At 36.6% G+C, this 19,548-nt stretch carries 21 protein-coding genes and 1 pseudogene; 16 read left to right on the top strand and 6 right to left on the bottom strand.

Annotated elements, in window-relative coordinates:
- Window positions 1-46: 46 nt before the first annotated feature.
- The 3 genes from BLP77_RS03945 to BLP77_RS03935 all read left to right on the top strand — a co-directional run bounded on the left by BLP77_RS03945 (window position 47) and on the right by BLP77_RS03935 (window position 1,794).
- Window positions 47-1,003 (top strand): NAD(P)H-dependent flavin oxidoreductase, encoded by a 957-nt coding sequence (locus BLP77_RS03945; RefSeq protein ID WP_093855812.1) that lies wholly within the window; start codon window positions 47-49, stop codon window positions 1,001-1,003.
- A gap of 28 nt (window positions 1,004-1,031) precedes the next feature.
- Window positions 1,032-1,301, top strand: coding sequence for a UPF0223 family protein (locus BLP77_RS03940; protein WP_093855811.1), 270 nt, complete (start codon window positions 1,032-1,034; stop codon window positions 1,299-1,301).
- 136 nt (window positions 1,302-1,437) lie between these two features.
- Window positions 1,438-1,794: a hypothetical protein gene (locus BLP77_RS03935; protein ID WP_093855810.1), complete on the top strand. Its 357-nt coding sequence runs from the start codon at window positions 1,438-1,440 to the stop codon at window positions 1,792-1,794.
- 128 nt (window positions 1,795-1,922) lie between these two features.
- On the opposite strand, the pseudogene BLP77_RS03930 reads toward BLP77_RS03935, so the two are convergent.
- A pseudogene (locus BLP77_RS03930) lies at window positions 1,923-2,466 on the bottom strand (DUF1054 domain-containing protein).
- A gap of 181 nt (window positions 2,467-2,647) precedes the next feature.
- On the opposite strand from BLP77_RS03930, the gene BLP77_RS03925 reads away from it, so the two are divergent.
- A complete protein-coding gene (locus BLP77_RS03925) occupies window positions 2,648-3,454 on the top strand; it encodes an inositol monophosphatase family protein (RefSeq protein ID WP_093855809.1) in 807 nt (268 codons plus the stop codon).
- A 28-nt stretch (window positions 3,455-3,482) separates the two neighbouring features.
- On the opposite strand, the gene BLP77_RS03920 is transcribed toward BLP77_RS03925, so the two are convergent.
- Window positions 3,483-3,665, bottom strand: a complete 183-nt coding sequence (locus BLP77_RS03920; protein ID WP_093855808.1) for a DUF5325 family protein — start codon at window positions 3,663-3,665, stop codon at window positions 3,483-3,485.
- A 128-nt stretch (window positions 3,666-3,793) separates the two neighbouring features.
- Here BLP77_RS03920 and BLP77_RS03915 point away from each other — a divergent pair, with 128 nt between their 5' ends.
- Window positions 3,794-4,135 carry a YlaH-like family protein gene (locus BLP77_RS03915; RefSeq protein ID WP_093855807.1) on the top strand — a complete coding sequence of 114 codons (342 nt, stop codon included), beginning with the start codon at window positions 3,794-3,796 and terminating at the stop codon, window positions 4,133-4,135.
- 36 nt (window positions 4,136-4,171) lie between these two features.
- On the opposite strand, the gene BLP77_RS03910 is transcribed toward BLP77_RS03915, so the two are convergent.
- A complete protein-coding gene (locus BLP77_RS03910) occupies window positions 4,172-4,372 on the bottom strand; it encodes a YlaI family protein (RefSeq protein ID WP_093855806.1) in 201 nt (66 codons plus the stop codon).
- A 102-nt stretch (window positions 4,373-4,474) separates the two neighbouring features.
- Here BLP77_RS03910 and BLP77_RS03905 point away from each other — a divergent pair, with 102 nt between their 5' ends.
- Complete coding sequence (locus tag BLP77_RS03905) at window positions 4,475-4,726, top strand: hypothetical protein (RefSeq protein WP_093855805.1); 252 nt, start codon at window positions 4,475-4,477, stop codon at window positions 4,724-4,726.
- Window positions 4,727-4,761: 35 nt separating this feature from the next.
- Here the strand turns inward: BLP77_RS03905 and BLP77_RS03900 are convergent, their stop codons facing one another.
- Together BLP77_RS03900 and BLP77_RS03895 are read right to left on the bottom strand one after the other, a co-directional pair.
- A complete protein-coding gene (locus tag BLP77_RS03900; protein ID WP_093855804.1) occupies window positions 4,762-5,352 on the bottom strand; it encodes a YhcN/YlaJ family sporulation lipoprotein in 591 nt (196 codons plus the stop codon).
- A gap of 132 nt (window positions 5,353-5,484) precedes the next feature.
- Entirely contained in the window at window positions 5,485-5,970 is a 486-nt protein-coding gene (locus tag BLP77_RS03895; RefSeq protein WP_093855803.1) for a hypothetical protein, read from the bottom strand.
- A 90-nt stretch (window positions 5,971-6,060) separates the two neighbouring features.
- Here BLP77_RS03895 and glsA point away from each other — a divergent pair, with 90 nt between their 5' ends.
- From glsA to pyc, 3 genes are all read left to right on the top strand, one after another.
- Window positions 6,061-6,996, top strand: coding sequence for a glutaminase A (gene glsA / locus BLP77_RS03890; protein ID WP_093855802.1), 936 nt, complete (start codon window positions 6,061-6,063; stop codon window positions 6,994-6,996).
- 88 nt (window positions 6,997-7,084) lie between these two features.
- Complete coding sequence (locus BLP77_RS03885) at window positions 7,085-7,381, top strand: Fpa/YlaN family protein (RefSeq protein ID WP_093855801.1); 297 nt, start codon at window positions 7,085-7,087, stop codon at window positions 7,379-7,381.
- 170 nt (window positions 7,382-7,551) lie between these two features.
- The gene (pyc, locus tag BLP77_RS03880) at window positions 7,552-10,995 is read left to right on the top strand and encodes a pyruvate carboxylase (RefSeq protein WP_093855800.1); all 3,444 of its coding nucleotides are present in this window, start codon (window positions 7,552-7,554) and stop codon (window positions 10,993-10,995) included.
- A gap of 28 nt (window positions 10,996-11,023) precedes the next feature.
- Here the strand turns inward: pyc and BLP77_RS03875 are convergent, their stop codons facing one another.
- Window positions 11,024-11,938, bottom strand: a complete 915-nt coding sequence (locus tag BLP77_RS03875; protein WP_176752949.1) for a COX15/CtaA family protein — start codon at window positions 11,936-11,938, stop codon at window positions 11,024-11,026.
- A 336-nt stretch (window positions 11,939-12,274) separates the two neighbouring features.
- Here BLP77_RS03875 and cyoE point away from each other — a divergent pair, with 336 nt between their 5' ends.
- The 7 genes from cyoE to BLP77_RS03840 all read left to right on the top strand — a co-directional run bounded on the left by cyoE (window position 12,275) and on the right by BLP77_RS03840 (window position 19,535).
- Window positions 12,275-13,210: a heme o synthase gene (gene cyoE, locus BLP77_RS03870; RefSeq protein WP_093855799.1), complete on the top strand. Its 936-nt coding sequence runs from the start codon at window positions 12,275-12,277 to the stop codon at window positions 13,208-13,210.
- 98 nt (window positions 13,211-13,308) lie between these two features.
- A complete protein-coding gene (gene coxB, locus BLP77_RS03865) occupies window positions 13,309-14,541 on the top strand; it encodes a cytochrome c oxidase subunit II (protein WP_093855989.1) in 1,233 nt (410 codons plus the stop codon).
- A gap of 35 nt (window positions 14,542-14,576) precedes the next feature.
- Window positions 14,577-16,433, top strand: coding sequence for a cytochrome c oxidase subunit I (gene ctaD, locus BLP77_RS03860; protein ID WP_093855798.1), 1,857 nt, complete (start codon window positions 14,577-14,579; stop codon window positions 16,431-16,433).
- Window positions 16,426-17,046, top strand: coding sequence for a cytochrome (ubi)quinol oxidase subunit III (locus BLP77_RS03855; protein WP_093855797.1), 621 nt, complete (start codon window positions 16,426-16,428; stop codon window positions 17,044-17,046). Before ctaD ends, BLP77_RS03855 begins: the two co-directional genes overlap by 8 nt.
- A gap of 3 nt (window positions 17,047-17,049) precedes the next feature.
- Window positions 17,050-17,373, top strand: coding sequence for a cytochrome c oxidase subunit IVB (ctaF, locus tag BLP77_RS03850; protein WP_093855796.1), 324 nt, complete (start codon window positions 17,050-17,052; stop codon window positions 17,371-17,373).
- A gap of 205 nt (window positions 17,374-17,578) precedes the next feature.
- Complete coding sequence (locus BLP77_RS03845) at window positions 17,579-18,592, top strand: ABC transporter ATP-binding protein (protein WP_093855795.1); 1,014 nt, start codon at window positions 17,579-17,581, stop codon at window positions 18,590-18,592.
- Entirely contained in the window at window positions 18,567-19,535 is a 969-nt protein-coding gene (locus BLP77_RS03840; RefSeq protein ID WP_093855794.1) for an ABC transporter ATP-binding protein, read from the top strand. The genes BLP77_RS03845 and BLP77_RS03840 overlap by 26 nt, the downstream gene beginning before the upstream one ends.
- Window positions 19,536-19,548: the final 13 nt, after the last annotated feature.

Genomic DNA, 19,548 nt, shown 5'->3' with positions numbered 1-19,548 from the left:
TTCGGATTTTTTCAGATCTATTACGTTAAAAGATCGGAGGCAGTTTATGAAAACTAAAGTAACGGATTTATTATCGATTGAATTACCGATCATACAGGGTGGATTAGCTCATTTAGCCTATGCAGATTTGGCAGCTGCTGTATCAAATGCTGGTGGATTAGGGCAAATTACGGCGATGAGTTTACCTAATGAAGATGCCTTACGTCAGGAGATACATAAAGTACGTGAACTAACAGACCGACCATTTGGCGTTAACTTCGCCATTGGTCAGCACGGACGACCATTTGAAAACATGGTACAAGTGGCAGTGGATGAACTGGTACCTGTTATTTCAGTGACAGGAGGTAATCCTAAGCCTGTCCTTGATATGTTTGAAGGGACTAATACAAAAAAGTTAGTCCTTGTTGCAGCAAAACGACAAGCGATTAAGGCTGAAGAACTTGGTGCAGATGCCGTCATGGTGGTCGGTCATGAAGGTGGTGGACATCTAGGTAAGGATGATATTGGAACATTTGTCTTAACACCAGAAGTCGTTGATGCCGTACAAATCCCTGTGATCGCTTCAGGTGGTATAAGTGATGGAAGAGGCTTAATGGCAGCCTTAGCTTTAGGTGCTGACGGTATTGAAATGGGGACTCGTTTTATTGCCACACAAGAATGTATTCATGCTCATAAATCCTATAAACAAACGCTGCTCAATGCTGATGAAAAGTCAACCGTAATGATTAAAAAATCAATCGGTGCACCGGCTAGGGCGCTTCGTAATCAATGGACGGATCAAATCCTAGAATTAGAGGAACAGGAAGCCGGTTATGAAGGTTTAAAAGATTATATTAGTGGTGAAGCTAATAAACGTTATATTCATGAGGGAAAACATGATGAAGGTTTTGCATGGGCTGGTCAAGTAGCTATGCGAATCAATCATATACCGACTGTGAAGGAATTATTTGAATCGATAAAACAGGAAATAAGTACGATTCAAAATAAATGGACAGCTTTGTAGCCAATTTTCTTTAAAAGGTAGGTTTAACATGGAATATCATTATCCAATAGACCTTGATTGGTCAACCGATGAAGTGATTAACGTCATTGAGTTTTTTCGAGTTGTTGAGACAGCTTACGAAAAAGGAATTAAGTCAAAAGATGTCTTAACAAACTACAAAAACTTTAAACAGGTTGTTCCATCAAAGGCGGAAGAAAAATCGTTATTTAAACAATTTGAAAAACATTCAGGCTATGTGCCTTACAAAGTGGTTCAGGCTGCGAAAAAGCTAGATGAACAAGAGACTGTTTCGATGTAAAAAAGAACTCGGGGTTGTCCGAGTTCCTTTAACTTATCGGTATCGATTTTGCAAGGTTGTATAGCATTAAAATATGTTTTAATGTATCTATAAAATCATGTTACGATACATTATAAAGATTAATAGGAGTTTTTATATGGAAAAGTTCTTGCGTATCGAACGGATTATGTCGCATGTATTATTAGCGATAATTATATTAGGGTTTCTACCTTTTGCGTTAGAAAGAACATTTTTTTCGGAAGCACAACTACAACATTTAGGCGGTCATTTCTACCCTTGGTGGATGGTAGCTGTGAATTTTGTATTTCTTTATTTCCTACTTGTATCGGCTTTTCTCATTATTCGTGAAGTGATTGTCCAGACGATAAAAGGAATTTACGGTTTACGGGAAAATAAAGAAACGCAAAAAGGTTTTACAATAAACGGTTACAAAACGTCCTCCATCGGTAAGATGTCTAACGTCACGACGTTTATGTGTAGGGAACAAGTATGAATAGACGCACATAGGAAAGAAGACCCTCAATAATCCAAGTCTAGTTCAACGACTAATTGAATGAAATTTTAATGAAATATATAGACGAAGAAAGACGCCAAATCCGTAAAGGGAAAGGCGTCATATTTTTATCTCATGGATAATCTATAAATTGGAGATAATGTTTCGAAGGTCTTATATATTTCGTTCAATAATGCGTCGCCGTTTTTCAATATCGGATCATTTTTGTCGATATGCTTACCAATTAGAAATTCGCCTTTTTTCACGTTCTTAAAACGTTCAAGGGATTTTCGAAGGTCGATTTCTTCCAACGTTTTAGATTCCTTTTTTGTATGGTCTAAAGATATAACGTAATCGTTCGAAATACTTGACGTAATCAAATCAATATTTTTCAAGAGCTTGTCACCAATATCGCTTTTATTTGGCATTTCGTATATATACGCCAACCATAAAAATAAATGGTCGTCCCACAGTCCGACTTGAAAATGGGGATGCTTTTTATAACCCCGTTTATCGTGACAATATGCCGACCAAGTGTCCGAAGGTGGATTTACTGTCCTTCTTGCATGTTTAGCTATATGTAAAAACATTTCATTCCCAACTAATGCCGATAGGTCGTCCGCTATTACTTCACCGATTGATTGGATGAATTCGTTTTTGAATAGCTGTCATTCTTTCGTCAAGTCCATCAATGTTGAAAGTTTCAAAATCTTGTTGAGTGAACCCGTCAAAAAATTGAGCCACTTATCATCACTCCTTTGTGGTTATTCTGTAAATTATTTTAGCATATGTTAAAACTAGTTTATAATGATATACAACGTTTAGAAAAAATCAAGATAAAAGGGGTCTATGTATGATTGAAAACTATAGAGATCATTTATTAGATCAAGCAAAAGAATGGTTACTCGAAGCAGGAGAATTAATTAAAACATCGATGCAACAACCATATAGAATTGATACGAAACGTGATCGTAAAGATTTAGTGACGGAAATTGACCAAAAAACAGAGCAGTTCTTTATCGATAATATTACTGAAAAATACCCCGACCATAAAATTTTAGGCGAAGAGGGGATGGGTGAAGAAGTCCATTCACTTGACGGAACAGTATGGATTATAGATCCCATCGACGGGACGATGAATTTTGTTCATCAGCAACGCTTTTTCGCTATTTCTATTGGAATTTACCATGACGGAATCGGTGAGATTGGCCTAATTTATGATGTGATGTCTGACGTTGTCTATGAAGGTATTAGAGGTGAAGGCGCCTATAAAAATGGCCAACGATTAAAGCCAATTGATCCTGATAAAACTTTGACGGAGGCTTTAGTGGGGTTAAATAATTTTTGGGCCATCCCTAATAGACGTTTGGACGAAAAGAAAATTCATGAGTTAGTTAGAAAAGTTAAAGGGACTAGATCTTATGGCTCGGCTGCATTAGAATTTGCATTTATTGCGGAAGGGATTATTGATGCTTACATTACGATGCGACTTCAGCCGTGGGATATTGCAGCTGGGAAAATCATTGTTGATGAAGTTGGAGGTATAACAACCCGCGTGGATGGGAGTTCCATCGATATGCTAATGGGTAACACGGTTATTTGCTCAAACAAATCCATTCACGAGTCATTATTGTCCTTTATCCAAGAAAAAGACACTTAAAAAACGCTTGTGACAAAGCAAGCGTTTTCTAGTGATATTTTCTGTTTTGATAATTTCGTTTTAATTTTAATCCTAAACCCATAAGGGAGAATCCAGCTAATAAGCTTAGGCCTACGAGCCAAAGGTTTCGATAACTAATAAAAATTGCTGTTGATAAAAAGCAAAGTACGACTAATACGGCTAATAAAAACATTAGTTGATTATGTTTCATACATTTTCACCTCATCATAATAAAGTGTACACGATGTGACAAATTTTGAAAACATGATTTTATAATATAGATTATTGTTTTTCATTCATGTATGATTTTAGGTGGAAATGTTTTGAGGAGGATATAACATGGATGAAAACTCACAAAATCTAGTGGACAATCAATTCAAATTTCGACCAATAGAAGAATTTTTCCTTATTGATATTGGTGGAACGCAAGGCTTTTGGTTTTTGTATCTTACAATTGTTATTTTAGCTATAATTACATATAAGCTTGGCTTTGCTAAGAGATTACCTTTAATGAAATCAATGATTGTTTATATTTTATTAACTTTAGGCTGTTTTATATTAATGCCTTTTGCACTCTTTAATTTACCAATTGTAGAAGTTTTAATCATTACATCAATTGTTTTAGGCATTTACCGATTTAGACTTCATCGTGAACGAGATAACCATGAAGATGCGGAATAAAAAAGTTGCCCAGTTATAATATCTGGGCAACTTTAATTATATATGCGGGTCACGTTGTGGTTCCTCATATAGTTTAAAGTTTCCACCTTGTTTACGTTCGTTTGTTTTTTCAGTTATGCGTTCAGAGCATTTAGGGCAAATGTATGTTTGAACTCGACGTTTTCTTAATTTTTTCGCTAATAATGAGTAAGAATCAATATTTTCTACTGTATCGCAAAGTACACATTTTACTCTCATCATATCACCTCGTTCAATACTATTGTAACACGTTCGAGTATTAACATGTTTTAAAAAATTTGATTAGGGAAGACAGTTAATAAATCGATGAGGAGGGATATAGTGGACAAGAAACGCTTCGTTTCAACTTTAATAGCCATCTTCACAGGAGTTTTGACGTATATTTTCTCGGATGAAAAAAGGCGTGTAAAATTGACTCAATCCATTAAGCGGTTTAGAGGAAACTTATTTAGTTATGAACCAGAAACTTTGATTATAGCGGGTAGACCTGAAGAGGATCATTTCGAGAATACTAAAATGGTGTCTGAAGGCTCGCAATTCGGTGTACAGTATTATAATGAGTATAAACAATAAGAAAAGAACCGCGCTAAGACGGTTCTTTCTTATGTTTACTGATTGTTTTGTGTATTTCCTTGTTCTTTTTGAATATTTGTTATATCTTCGTCAGCGTCGCCTCTTGTATTGGATGGCTCATCTCTTTTAGGTTGTTTTTCTTTTGTAGGCGTTTCAGGAAGATATCGTCCAACAACATTCGATATCTCATCAATAACCGCATCTGTTGGCTCACCTTGTCTTATCATGGTGTTCATTTTTTGAATTCTTGTCATAATGTCGCCATCAGCAACGACCAATGCATAACGACCGTACGGATCATGTTTAACGGCTTCTGATACAGAGTACTTAACCGACCCCACTCTTGAACGGTCTAAATCTTCATTAACATCGAGTCCAATAATGGTATACGACCCGAAAACCAATACGTTTGCATCATTGACATCAGGTACGCTTGATGCGATATCAGCCAGTCTTTGTGCCGCCTCTTGGTTAGAGTGATTGTCTGACTGTTCAAGCTCTGAGTCACTCAGCTGTTGCAGTTCTTCAGAGTCATTATCAATGGTATTGTTACCCCCTTGCTGGGACATACAGCCAGCTGAAAATAAAATGATGAACATCATAATATTTAAGCTTTTATATTTCATATACAGACTCCTTTTTTCTTTAGTTTGCGATGGGAAGGAGTATTCATGATAGGTAATTTATAACAAAAAAAATAACCCCTAAACGCTAGAGGTTATTAGTATGACTGGTTAAACAGTCAATTATTAATACTTTTACATAATTTCTATTCTGTTAATTCCTTTAAATGGTGTATTTTGATTTGATCCATCGCCAAAATATAAATGAACAGGCCCATCTTCTTTTAATGGTTTTCCATCTAGTGCGAATAATAATAAGGATTGATTTAATTGTTCAATCGTAATTTCCTTTTCACCATTGTCAGTATGTAAAATAGCTTTCATTGCATTCTCATTCGGTTTGGAGTTAGGTAAAAAATAATTTATCGGCATTAAATAACTATTTTCTAACGCTTTTTTCCCTTCCAATTTGTTTATGCTATTATTAATTGGAGGATTCAGTTGTTGTTGATATTGATCTCTGTTCCAAGGCATATCATCTTGAGCAGAATCATTTTCAGCGCCATCTTGCTTAAGTTTAAACGCTTCTTCTAATAAAATTTTTCGATCATCAAAAATCCATACAGTTGGATCTAGGGTTATGGGATGTTTAACGTTGCCTTCAATTTGTACAATTAACATTCTGTCACCTCATATTCTTGAACTATATCTTGTCCATATACGAGTATAACGGAGATTGACGTACAATGCACGAAGGAGGGGTTATTTTTTATGATAAATCTTGATAGGAATGATTTAGTGGATTGGCTCGAACATGTCAAAATTTATGCTAATAATGGTAAGGTCGTTGACTATATTCCAGCATTAGCGAATCAGCAACCCGAAACTAATGCTGTAGCTTTTTATCCCTTAGGAAAAGAAAATGACGTCATTCATGCCGGACAAGCTGATTACTATTTTACCATTCAAAGTATTTCTAAAGTGATAGCGCTTGCTTTAGCACTTATCCAGCAAGGAGAGCAAGCTGTTTTTAGTCGAGTCGACAAAGAACCGACGAGTGATCCATTTTACTCGGTTGCAAAATTAGAGGTAGAAAAGCCTGCTAAACCGTTCAATCCGATGATCAATGCAGGCGCCTTAGCTGTTACGAATATGATTCGTGGACGTAATTCGACCGATATGGTTGAGGAAATCCTAACCTTAATACGCTTAATGGCGAATGATGAATCGATTACATTTGATCATGAGGTAGCACAATCGGAGTATGAAACGGCCTTTTTGAACCGGGCGCTTTGTTATTTTATGAAGCAGCATGGTGTCATTACAGGTAGTATTGAAGAGTTATTAGACGTCTACACTAAGCAGTGCGCCATTCAAATGAACGTGAAGCAGCTCGCTAGAATAGGTGCTGTTTTTGCTAACGATGGAAAGGATCCTGACACGAATGAGGAAATTATTCCAGATCAGGTTGCTCGGATTTGTAAAACGTTCATGGTCACTTGTGGTATGTATAATGAATCAGGGACGTTTGCCATCAATGTCGGTATTCCTGCTAAGAGTGGTGTTTCAGGAGCCATCATGGGTGTCATCAAAGAATCTGGTGGTATTGCTGTTTTCGGCCCCGCCTTAAATGATAAGGGTAATAGCGTGGTTGGGATTCGCTTTTTAGAAAAGCTGGCTGAAGAAAAACATTGGTCAATATTTTAAATTTATTCAAGACAAGTTTTCTTGCATTTTATAGTTATAACCTATAATATAATTAAGTAGGAAGCTTATTTTGTGAGGGGGAATTACCGTGTCATCTAATGTAGCGCTTGAAGAAGATCAACAAGCACTAGCCCTCTTAAAGGCAGATGCGGATCAAATTTTACAACTAATAAGAGTTCAAATGGATAATTTAACAATGCCTCAATGTCCTCTATATGAAGAGGTTTTAGATACACAAATGTATGGCCTTTCTCGTGAGGTTGATTTTGCTGTTAGACTTAAATTAATCAATGAATCAACAGGAAAGGAAATTCTTGAAAATCTTGAGAGACAGCTTAGTGCGTTGCATGAAGCTTATCAAGAACATAAATCAAAATCATCGTAACTGCAAGCTCAAACAAAGCATGAATGCTTATGTTTGAGCTTTTTATTTTTAATAACACATCATAAAAAATGAATAAATATTCAGAATCGAAAGGGAATTGAGTCATTTTGTTGAATAGGATTATAAAGAGAATTAAACAAACTGCTGTGAAATGGAGGATTCTATTCAACATGACTCAATTGAAGCCTTTCAACAAAGTTTTAGTTGCTAACCGAGGTGAAATTGCTATCCGTGTATTTCGAGCATGTACGGAGCTTAATATACGGACGGTAGCTATTTACTCTGAAGAGGACACAGGTTCCTATCATCGTTACAAAGCCGATGAAGCTTATTTAGTCGGTGTTGGTAAAAAACCAATCGATGCTTATCTCGATATTGAAGGGATTATATCGATTGCTAAACGAGTCGGCGTTGATGCGATTCACCCTGGATATGGATTTTTGTCCGAGAATGTACACTTTGCTAAACGGTGCGAGGAAGAAGGCATTACATTTATTGGCCCTGCTAGTCATTTACTGGATATTTTTGGTGATAAAGTCAAGGCCAGACATCAAGCAGTTAATGCAGATATTCCTGTTATTCCAGGGTCGAACGGACCTGTTACTTCCGTAGAAGAGGTCGAAGAATTTGTTGCTGAATACGGATTTCCAATAATGATTAAAGCTGCCTTAGGCGGTGGTGGACGAGGCATGCGAATTGTTCGCACAAAGGAAGCGCTTAAGGACGCCTATGATCGTGCTAAATCTGAAGCGCGAGTTGCATTCGGCAGTGATGAAGTTTATATTGAAAAATTAATTGAAAATCCTAAACATATTGAAGTTCAAGTGATAGGTGATTCAAAGGGCAATATTGTTCATTTGTATGAGCGGGATTGTTCTATCCAACGACGTCACCAAAAAGTTGTTGAGATAGCACCAAGTGTTTCCCTTGCAGAAAATCAGCGAGATGACATTTGTGAAGCGGCTGTTAAGTTAATGAAAACGATTGATTACGTGAATGCGGGAACAGTCGAGTTTTTAGTGACAGAAAATGAATTTTATTTCATTGAAGTCAACCCACGTGTTCAAGTGGAGCATACGATTACAGAAATGATAACGGGAGTAGACATTGTCCAAACACAACTGCATATTGCAATGGGATACGGGCTCCATGATGCGCCGATTGACATTCCGAGGCAAGGCGACATCTCAACCCATGGTTATGCGATTCAATCACGAGTCACAACAGAGGATCCATTAAATAACTTTATGCCAGATACAGGAAAAATTATGGCCTATCGAACCGGTGGTGGGTTTGGCGTTCGACTGGATGCCGGGAATGGGTTCCAGGGTGCTGTAATTTCACCACATTATGATTCACTGCTCGTCAAGGTATCGACATGGGCCTTAACTTTTGAACAAGCAGCTAAAAAAATGGTCCGGAACTTAAAGGAATTCAGAATACGTGGAATTAAAACGAATATTCCATTTTTACAAAATGTCATATTACACGAGAAATTTATTAATAGCAGCTATGACACCACTTTTATTGATTCCACACCGGAACTATTTGTATTTCCTAAACGAAAAGACCGAGGAACCAAGCTTTTATCGTATTTGGGTTATACTACGGTCAACGGTCCCATTAAAAGTGGTAAGGAGAAAAAGCCTCTTTTTGCTAAGCCGAGAAAGCCTAGCTTTAATGTCAATGCTGAATTTCCGAATGGAACTAAGCAGCTTTTGGAGCAAAATGGGCCAGAAGCTGTCGCACAGTGGCTAAAAGAACAGAAAGAGGTTAAGCTTACGGATACAACTTTTCGTGATGCACATCAGTCATTATTAGCGACTCGAGTAAGAACACAGGATTTACTTGAAGTTGCTGAACCAACTGCTAAATTACTTCCAAATCTATTCTCAGTTGAGATGTGGGGAGGGGCAACCTTTGATGTGTCTTACCGATTTTTACGCGAAAATCCTTGGGAACGACTGAGTAAGCTTAGAAAGAAAATGCCAAATGTTTTATTTCAAATGCTTTTACGTGCAAGTAACGCTGTCGGCTATAAAAACTATCCGGATAATGTCATTGAAAACTTCGTTGAACAAAGTGCACAAATGGGAATTGATGTATTTAGAATTTTTGATAGTTTAAACTGGGTCGAAGGGATGAAACCGGCGATTCAAGCTGTATTAAAGCAAGGAAAAATAGCCGAAGCTTCTATGTGTTATACCGGAGATATTTTTGATCCTGAAAGACCAAAATATGATTTAGATTATTATTTAAAGCTTGCTAATGCGTTAGAAGCAGAGGGTGCTCATATATTAGGTATTAAAGACATGGCTGGATTGTTGAAGCCTGAAGCAGCGTATCAATTGATTTCAGCTTTAAAACAAGAAATAGACATTCCAATTCATTTGCATACACATGATACGAGTGGCAATGGTATATATATGTATTCTAAGGCTATCGAAGCGGGTGTAAACGCCGTTGATGTGGCAGTTAGTACTATGGCAGGTAGTACGTCACAACCAAGTGCAAACAGTTTATATTACGCTTTGGAGCACCATGATCGACAGCCAAACTTAGATATTACAGCCTATGATCAACTAGCTCGATATTGGGAAGATGTACGAGAATTTTATGCCCCTTATGAGAATGGATTAATAGCGCCACATTCTGAAATTTATTTTCATGAAATGCCAGGTGGTCAATATAGTAATCTGCAACAGCAAGCCAAAGCGCTTGATTTAGGCGATCGCTGGGATGAGGTTAAAGCTATGTATCGTAAAGTTAATGATATGTTTGGTGATATTGTTAAGGTAACGCCATCGTCTAAAATCGTTGGAGATATGGCCTTGTTTATGGTTCAGAATGATTTAACAGTTGATGATGTTTATGAAAAGGGAGATTCATTAGATTTCCCAGATTCCGTTATTGAATTTTTCCAAGGTTATATCGGACAGCCTTATCAAGGTTTTCCGAAAGAATTACAACGAATTATCCTAAAAGGGAAGGAATCGATTACGAGTCGCCCAGGAGAACATTTGAAGTATGAGAATTTCGAGGCGTTAAAAGAACAGCTTTATGTTAAGTTGGACCGTCCGGTTACAGATTTAGAGATTATTTCTTATGCTTTATATCCGAAAGTCTTTAAGGAATATCAAGACTTTGCTGAACAATATGGAGATATCTCCGTGTTAGATACGCCGGCATTTTTGTACGGTTTACGTCTGGGTGAAGAAATAGCCGTCGAAATCGAACAGGGTAAAACTTTAATTGTTAAGCTAGTCTCAATTGGTGAAGCTCAAAAAGGTGGACATCGTGTCGTTTACTTTGAATTGAATGGTCAACCACGTGAAGTAGTCGTTCGAGATGAAAACATTGAAGATGTAAAGCTACAACGTCAGAAGGCTGATCAGAATAATCCTGAACATATTGGGGCATCGATGCCAGGTACTGTAGTCAATATTCTCGTTAAAGAAGGGGAGAAGGTTAGTAAAAATGATCATATAATGATTACAGAGTCCATGAAAATGGAAACCACGATCCAAGCTCCATTTGAAGGAGTTGTGAAAAGCATCCATGTAAAGAATGGTGAAGCGATTGTAAGTGGAGATTTACTGATTGAAATTGAATAATAAATAAGGGCTAACGGATTGTTAGCCCTTATTTTTTTGCGCTTCTTCTCGAAAGTAGAATGAAATAGGAAAGAAGAGCAAAAAATAAAGAAACCATTAAAGCGTGCATAAGTGCAATAAACGTATTCATTTTTGTAACAACGACTAATGCACCTAAAATAACTTGTAAAGTTAATAATCCACTTGCGATTAACCAGCCATTTTTAATTAAAGCATGCTTGGAGTGATGCTTCCAAATATAGATTAACAATCCAATAACCCATAAAAATAATAGGCCAGCTAATGTACGGTGCCCCATCTGAATCCATTGTTCGATGGTAAAATGACCGATTTGTAACGCTTGGTCATTAAAACAAAACGGCCAGTCTCGACAAACGAGGCTTGCTGATTTATGTCTGACTAACGCACCTGAATAAACGACAATGAGTGTATACACAAACAAACTATAATATTGAACACGTAGTTTACGCGGTATCGTTATTTGATCCGTATGGAATTTTTCATCAAAGTTAAAAATAATTAAGGTTAATAGAAAAACAGTCGTAAAGGATATTAGAGATACACCAAAGTGTAATGCTTTAATTAAGCTTGTCTGTTCAAATAGGACAGCTCCTGCACCTAATAGAGATTGTAGGACAAAAAATAAGATGGTTATAATCACAAAAAATTTAGTTTCTTTAACATGCTGATAATGACGCCAAGCAATTATACACAATAAACCGACAAATATAATAGCAACCCCAGTAACCATGCGATGACTGAATTCTATTAGTAATTCAAAGGTTATATTGGAAGGAATTAATTCACCATTACAAAGTGGCCAACTGCGACCACAGCCTAATCCAGATCCAGTTTTGGTGACGAGAGCACCACCAACCAATACGAATAGCATGGTGATTAATGATATAAGTGCAATTGATTTATGTTTAAAGATTTTTTTCATGTTAATCACCTCGCTTTGTTGCCAAATACCCAATAACTATCGTAATATAAATTATTGTCGGATGGAAATGAAATTCTTTACAAAATTATAACACTTCCTTTATTTTTGTACTTTTTGTGAAAAATAGCCTTTAACGTATGTCTTTTATAAGTGAAGTATGCTAATTTATCTGTTGAATGTTTTTTTCACACATTTTTCACACCTAAAATTGATTTTATATGGTTAAATAGATGTAAAGATAATTAAATGATACAATATCAAATGAACCATAAAGTAATAGATTAATTAATTTCTTTTAAACTTTAGTTAATGATAAATGAGGGGACGGCGAATAATATGAGTGAGCCTCGTTCAATACATTCAACCTTATCTGATCTAGATGATAGATCAACGAATATAAAAGCGTTATGGACAGATTTTTTAGCCTTAATCAAAATAGGTATTATTAATTCAAATTTAATTACGACTTTTGCAGGCTTTTGGTTAGCCCTTTATTTTACTAATCAGGAGTTTTTGAGTAATTGGGTAACATTCCTCCTGGTCATGCTTGGGACAGGACTTGTGATTGCTGGGGGATGTGTTATAAATAATTGGTATGACCGTGATATCGATCAAGTGATGTCTAGAACTAAAAATAGACCAACGATTACAGGAACTATTTCATTAAATGTTATATTAGCATTAGGGTTTGGTTTTACCGTCCTTGGGTTATTATTGTTATATTTGACAACACCTATAGCCGCTTTAATAGCATTTATTGGTTGGTTTGCATATGTCGTTATGTACACAATATGGTCGAAGAGAAGGTATACCATTAATACTGTCATTGGAAGCTTTTCGGGGGCAGCTCCACCACTTATCGGCTGGGCTGCTGTGGATCAAACGTTACATCCAGTTGCGTTTGTCTTGTTTTTAGTCATGTTTATATGGCAAACACCACACTTTCTCTCGTTGGCTATACGTAAACGCAAGGAATATAGTGAAGCAGGTATACCTATGTTACCTGTTCTTTATGGCAATAATATAACAAAACGACAAATACTTATTTATACTATTTGTTTATTGCCTTTACCATTTTACTTCTTTTCTTTAGGACCTATATTTGTCGTGTTTGCGACCCTTCTAAATCTTGGGTGGCTAGCCATTGCATTTTATGGCTTTAAGATGAAAGACGACGATAAATGGGCCAAATGGATGTTTATCTATTCATTAAATTATTTAACGTTCTTTTTTGTCGGATTAGTATTAGCAACTATCCCAGCAATGATTTAGTTAAGTAAATTAAGAAAAGATTTTCCTTTTCTTAATTATATTTATATAATGTAATCAACTTCCTAAGAATTTAATTAAGAGAAAGAGAGGTATCGATGATGAAAGGGTGGATGAGTAAACTCAAAGCAATTTCTGCTTTGATCGTACTTTCGCTTGTTTTATCAGGTTGTGGTGAACCATTTCTAAGTGCTCTTCAACCAAAAGGTGAAGGCTCAGAAATGATTTTTGACTTGATGATTCTAAGTATTGTCATCATGTTATTTGTATTTGTAGTCGTAATGGTGATTTACACGTTTGTTATTATTAAATATCGTCGTAAAAAAGATGACGATCCAAATTTTATTCCAAAGCAAACAGAAGGAAATCACGCACTAGAAACACTATGGACTGTTATTCCGATTATTTTGTTAATCATATTAGCAGTGCCAACTATTCAATACACGTTTGCACTTGCTGATACTTCACCTGAGGTTAATGAGGAAGGTGAAGAAGAAGATTCGTTATGGATTAACGTTACAGGTGCCCAATATTGGTGGCACTTTGAATATGAGGGATTAGAAGTTTCAACTAGTCAGGAATTATATATTCCAACTGATCGTAAAGTATACTTATCCATGACTTCACAGGATGTTATTCACTCATTCTGGGTACCGACCATTGCAGGTAAGATGGACGTAAACCCAACAGGTAACACAAATGAGATGACACTTTTGGCTAAAGAAGAAGATGTCTACTGGGGGAAATGTGCTGAGCTTTGCGGTCCTTCACACTCACTAATGGACTTTAAAGTAGTGGCTGTAAGTCCTGGCGAATTTGAACAATGGGTTCAAGATATGCAAGGCGTAACGGGTGAAGAGGTGCCTGAATCAGCTACAGCACAAGAAGGTCAACAATTATTTGCAGATAACTGTATGACTTGCCACGCTATTGGTGCTGACCCAAATAAAATGGGACCTAACTTAACTAATTTTGGAGATAGAACAAAATTAGCTGGTGTAGAGGATTACAATAAGAAAAATATAGTTGAATGGATTCAAACTAAAGGTAAAGATATGAAGCCAGGAAACTTAATGACTTCAGCTCCTTATGAATTATCCGATGAAGAAGCAAGTAAAATTGCTGAGTACTTAATGACCTTAAGTCCTAGTGATATAACAACAGAAAATGCTGAAGATGGGGTTTATAAAGACTCTGATTTAAGCTCATTATTCCCTGAAGAAGAGGAAGAAACTGAAGAAGAAAATGGTGAAAACACAGAAGAACAAGGAAATGAAGAAAATACAGAACAAACTAATGAAGAAAATAATGAAGAACAGACAGATGATCAATAGTTAGGTGAATATTATTTTTAAGGGAGGTTTATAGCGTGAGCACTACAGCTAGAAAAGCTGGCTTTGGGTCTGTTTTATGGGACTATTTAACAACCGTTGACCATAAAAAGATCGCGATTCTTTATTTAATCGGTGGATTCTTTTTCTTTATCCTCGGCGGACTCGAAGCAATGCTTATTCGTATTCAATTAATTGTACCCGATAATGATTTTTTATCGGCTCAATTCTATAATGAAGTTTTAACGATGCACGGAACAACTATGATATTCTTAGCCGCGATGCCATTACTATTTGCTTTAATGAATATTGCTGTTCCGCTCCAAATTGGTGCGCGAGATGTTGCGTTTCCATTTGTTAACTCGTTAGGTTTTTGGTTATTTTTCTTTGGTGGGGTTATGCTAAACGTATCATGGTTCGTTACTGGAGCTCCTGATGCTGGTTGGACATCATACGCACCATTATCAATCTTTTCAGAAGGACATGGTGTTGACTTTTATTCAATTGGTTTACAGATAGCCGGTTTCGGTACGTTAATGGCCGGTATTAACTTTATTGTTACAATCGTTAATATGCGTGCACCAGGCATGACTTATATGAGAATGCCTTTGTTTACATGGACAACGTTAATTGCAAGTGTACTTATTCTATTTGCATTCCCAGCTCTTACTGTTGGTTTATTCCAATTAACATTTGACCGCTTATTTGGTGCAAACTTCTTTAATCCTGAATTGGGCGGTAATGCGATTATTTGGGAGCACCTATTCTGGATCTTTGGTCACCCTGAAGTTTATATCTTAATTTTGCCAGCTTTTGGGGTGTTTAGTGAGGTTATACCAACATTTGCGAAGAAACGATTATTCGGGTATTCATCTATGGTATTTGCAACAGTATTAATCGCATTTTTCGGTTTCATGGTTTGGGCACACCACATGTTTACAGTAGGTTTAGGGCCAATTGCTAACTCAATATTTGCGGTGGCAACCATGGCAATCGCCGTACCAACAGGTATTAAAATTTTTAACTGGTTATTTACCTTATGGGGCGGTAGTATACGACTTACATCACCAATGGTATTTGCACTTGGGTTCATCCCAACGTTTACAATTGGTGGTATGACAGGTGTTATGTTGGCATCAGCTGCAGCTGACTACCAGTATCACGATTCTTATTTTGTCGTAGCACACTTCCATTACGTTATCGTTGGTGGTACTGTCTTAGGTATTTTCGCAGGTTTAATTTACTGGTGGCCTAAGATGTTCGGAACGTTACTAAACGAAAAATTAAACCATTGGTTCTTCTGGTTATTCTTTATTGGATTCCATTTAACATTCTTTTTCCAGCATTTCCTAGGTTTAATGGGAATGCCACGTCGTTATTGGGTATTCGGTGAAGGTCAAGGTTTAGACACATTTAACTTTATTAGTACGATTGGTGCCTTCTTAATGGCTGTGGGTACAATTGTATTTGTCTACAATATGGTTATGACTCAAGTTAAAGGTAAAAAAGTATCAGGAGACCCATGGGATGCCCGTACTTTAGAATGGGCTATACCATCTCCACCACCATTCTATAACTTTAAACAGTTACCACTTGTTCGTGGTTTAGATCCTTTATGGATTGAGAAAACTGAAGGTAACGGTAAAATGCAGCCTGCTGAACCATTAGGTGATATTCACATGCCTAATAACTCTTTTGTACCGTTTGTGATGTCACTCGGATTATTTATCGCTGGGTTCGGTGTCATGTTCCAAGGATCTTATTGGTTCTTAGCTGCAATTGGCTTCGGATTATTTTTCGGTAGCATGATATATCGTTCCTTCAAAGATGATTTAGGATATCATATTCATAAAGAGGACTTAGAAGATGAAAAGGGGGATGGTTCTAATGGCTGATGATATGTTAAAATCAGAAAACTTGCCGCAAAACCCTGAAAGAGCCACCCTTGAAGGCCGCAATAAATTTATGGGTTTTTGGTTCTTCCTTGGCGGAGAAACCGTATTATTTGCAAGTTTATTTGGAACTTATTTAGCACTAAAAAATTCAAATGCTCAAGGCCCATCTGCAGAAGAAATATTTGGTTTAGAGCTTGTCTTTATTATGACAATCGTACTTCTAACTAGTTCATTAACTAGTGTTTATGCGATGTATCATATGAAGAATAATGATTTTAAGAAAATGCAGTTGTGGATAGGAATCACAGTATTACTGGGATTGATTTTCCTTGGATTTGAGATTTACGAATTTTATCACTATGTACACGGATATGAATTTGGGTATACGACATCAGCATTTTCTTCAGCTTTCTATACATTAGTAGGTTTCCACGGTGCACACGTTGCATTTGGTCTAGGATGGTTTCTCTCACTAATGATTCGTAATAGTAAGCGAGGAATTAATCTTTATAACGCACCGAAGTTCTATATTGCCAGTTTATATTGGCACTTCATTGACGTTGTATGGGTATTTATCTTTACAGTTGTATATCTAATGGGAAAGGTGGGCTAAACTATGGCAGATAACACCAATTCCACAAGTGAAAAACAACAATTTTATCGAAAAAAGCATAAGGAAGAAATGAAACATCACGTACTGACGTTCGTTATGATGATTGCATTTACATTAATTGCTTTTGGTTTAGTCATGGCTGATGTTAGTGCGATGTTTACCATTCCAATCATATTAATCATGGCAGCTGTACAGGTTGCTTTCCAGCTGTATTATTTCATGCATTTGAATCAGGAAGGACATGAAATGCCAGCCCTAATGATCTATTCTGGAATCTTCGCAGCATTTTTAACCATACTTGCTTTAACTACCATTGTATGGTGGTAAGAAATCTAAAAGTAGGTGTAAGTTGAGACTTACACCTACTTTTTTTATACAATTATTTAATCCCTCACCACAAATCCAAGTAAGGAAAATTAGTTTCGTTTATTTTAAAAATTTACTTGAATATATCCATAATTTTCAGTATATTAATAATCACATAGTTCCGAAAAATAGCAATATTTCATTAAAAAAGGCAGGGGGAGTTACATTGGAAGATGTCGTGCTAGAATTAAATGATCTACATACACACTTTTTTACAGATAGCGGTGAAGTTCCTGCTGTTGATGGCGTTAGCATTAAATTACATAAAGGCGAAGTCGTTGGAATAGTTGGCGAATCAGGGTGTGGAAAAAGCGTAACCTCATTATCTGTTATGCAGCTAATACCAAAGCCTCCTGGAAAAATTGTTGGTGGGGAAATCCTTTATAAGGGTGAAAATTTAGCCGAAGCCAGTGAAAAAAGAATGCGTAAAATTCGTGGTAATTCTATAGCTATGATATTTCAAGAGCCAATGACCTCATTAGATCCATTATTTACGATTGGAAATCAATTAATTGAAGGCATTCGTTTACATGAAAAAATTAATAAAAAAGAAGCCAATGAACGGGCCATACAAATGTTACATCAAGTAGGTATTCCTCGAGCAAAAGAAGTGATTGATGAATACCCACATCAACTATCAGGTGGAATGAGACAAAGAGTTATGATTGCAATGGCCATGGCACTAAATCCTGAAGTATTAATTGCAGACGAACCAACAACTGCTTTAGATGTAACGATTCAAGCACAAATCCTAGATTTAATGAAAAATTTAAATAAAGAAAATGACACTTCCATTATGTTAATTACTCATGATTTAGGTGTTGTTTCTGAAATTTGTGATCGTGTCGTCGTCATGTATTCAGGCCAGGTTGTAGAAGAAGGGACCGTTCGCGAAATAATTAAAGATCCACAACACCCATATACAAAGGGATTAATTCGATCGTTACCGAAGTTAAATGAACGTGAGCAAAAGCTTTATTCTATTCCAGGAACAGTTATGAAGCCAAGTATGGAGCAGGTTGGTTGCCGTTTTGCATCTCGGTGTGAGTTTGCATTTGATCGATGCTTTAAAGCTAATCCCGAATTATATTCTTTAGGTGAAGACCGAAAGTCACGTTGCTTTTTACACGATGAAGAGAAGGGAGTAGAGGAATTTGCCAACGCCGATCTTAGAAGTTAAAAAGCTTAAAAAATATTTTGATATCACTGGCGGTGTATTGGGAAAAAAGCTAGGAGAGGTTAAAGCCGTCGATGATGTTTCGTTTTCAGTTAACGAAGGAGAGATTTTAGGTATTGTTGGTGAATCAGGTTGTGGAAAATCAACAACAGGAAAAGCACTTCTTCGCTTAATAGAACCAACTGATGGTGAAGTATTTTTTGAAGAGCAAAACATCATTAACATTAGTGATGAAGAAATGCGGAAGCTACGAAAAGATATGCAAATTATTTTTCAAGATCCTTATGCATCCTTAAATCCTAGACATACAGTTGAAAAAATAATAAGTGAGCCTTTGCTCACTCACGGCATGAAGTCGAAAGAAGAACGCCAGGAGCGTGTTAAGGAGTTATTAGAAGATGTTGGCCTAAAGGCTTACCATGCTTCAAGGTATCCGCACCAATTTAGTGGGGGACAGCGACAACGTATTGGTATTGCTAGAGCCTTAGCGAATAACCCTAAGTTAATTGTCTGTGATGAGCCTGTTTCAGCTTTAGATGTTTCAGTTCAATCCCAGATATTGAATTTAATGGAGAAACTGAGAAATAAATATAATTTAACCTATCTATTTATCGCACATGATTTGAGTGTGGTTAAACATATTAGTGATCGCGTGGGTGTTATGTATTTAGGGGGTATGGTTGAATTAACAACCAAGGACCAACTTTATGAAGATCCTAAGCATCCTTATACACAAGCCTTGTTATCAGCCGTGCCAATAACAGACCCAGATGAACAACAAGAGCGGATTATCCTTGAAGGAGACGTACCAAGTCCTTCAAATCCGCCGAGCGGATGTCCATTCCATACAAGATGTCCAATGGCAATGGATGTTTGTAAAGAGATCAAACCAGAATTTAAAGAAGTTGAAGATCAACATTTTGTTGCTTGCCATCTATACGAATAGACAAGCCAAAATG

Source organism: Tenuibacillus multivorans (assembly GCF_900103915.1).
GTDB classification, from domain to species: Bacteria; Bacillota; Bacilli; order Bacillales; family Alkalibacillaceae; genus Tenuibacillus; species Tenuibacillus multivorans.
The sequence above is the reverse complement of the archived record's forward strand: the minus strand, read 5'-3'. Positions and strand labels throughout refer to the sequence as shown.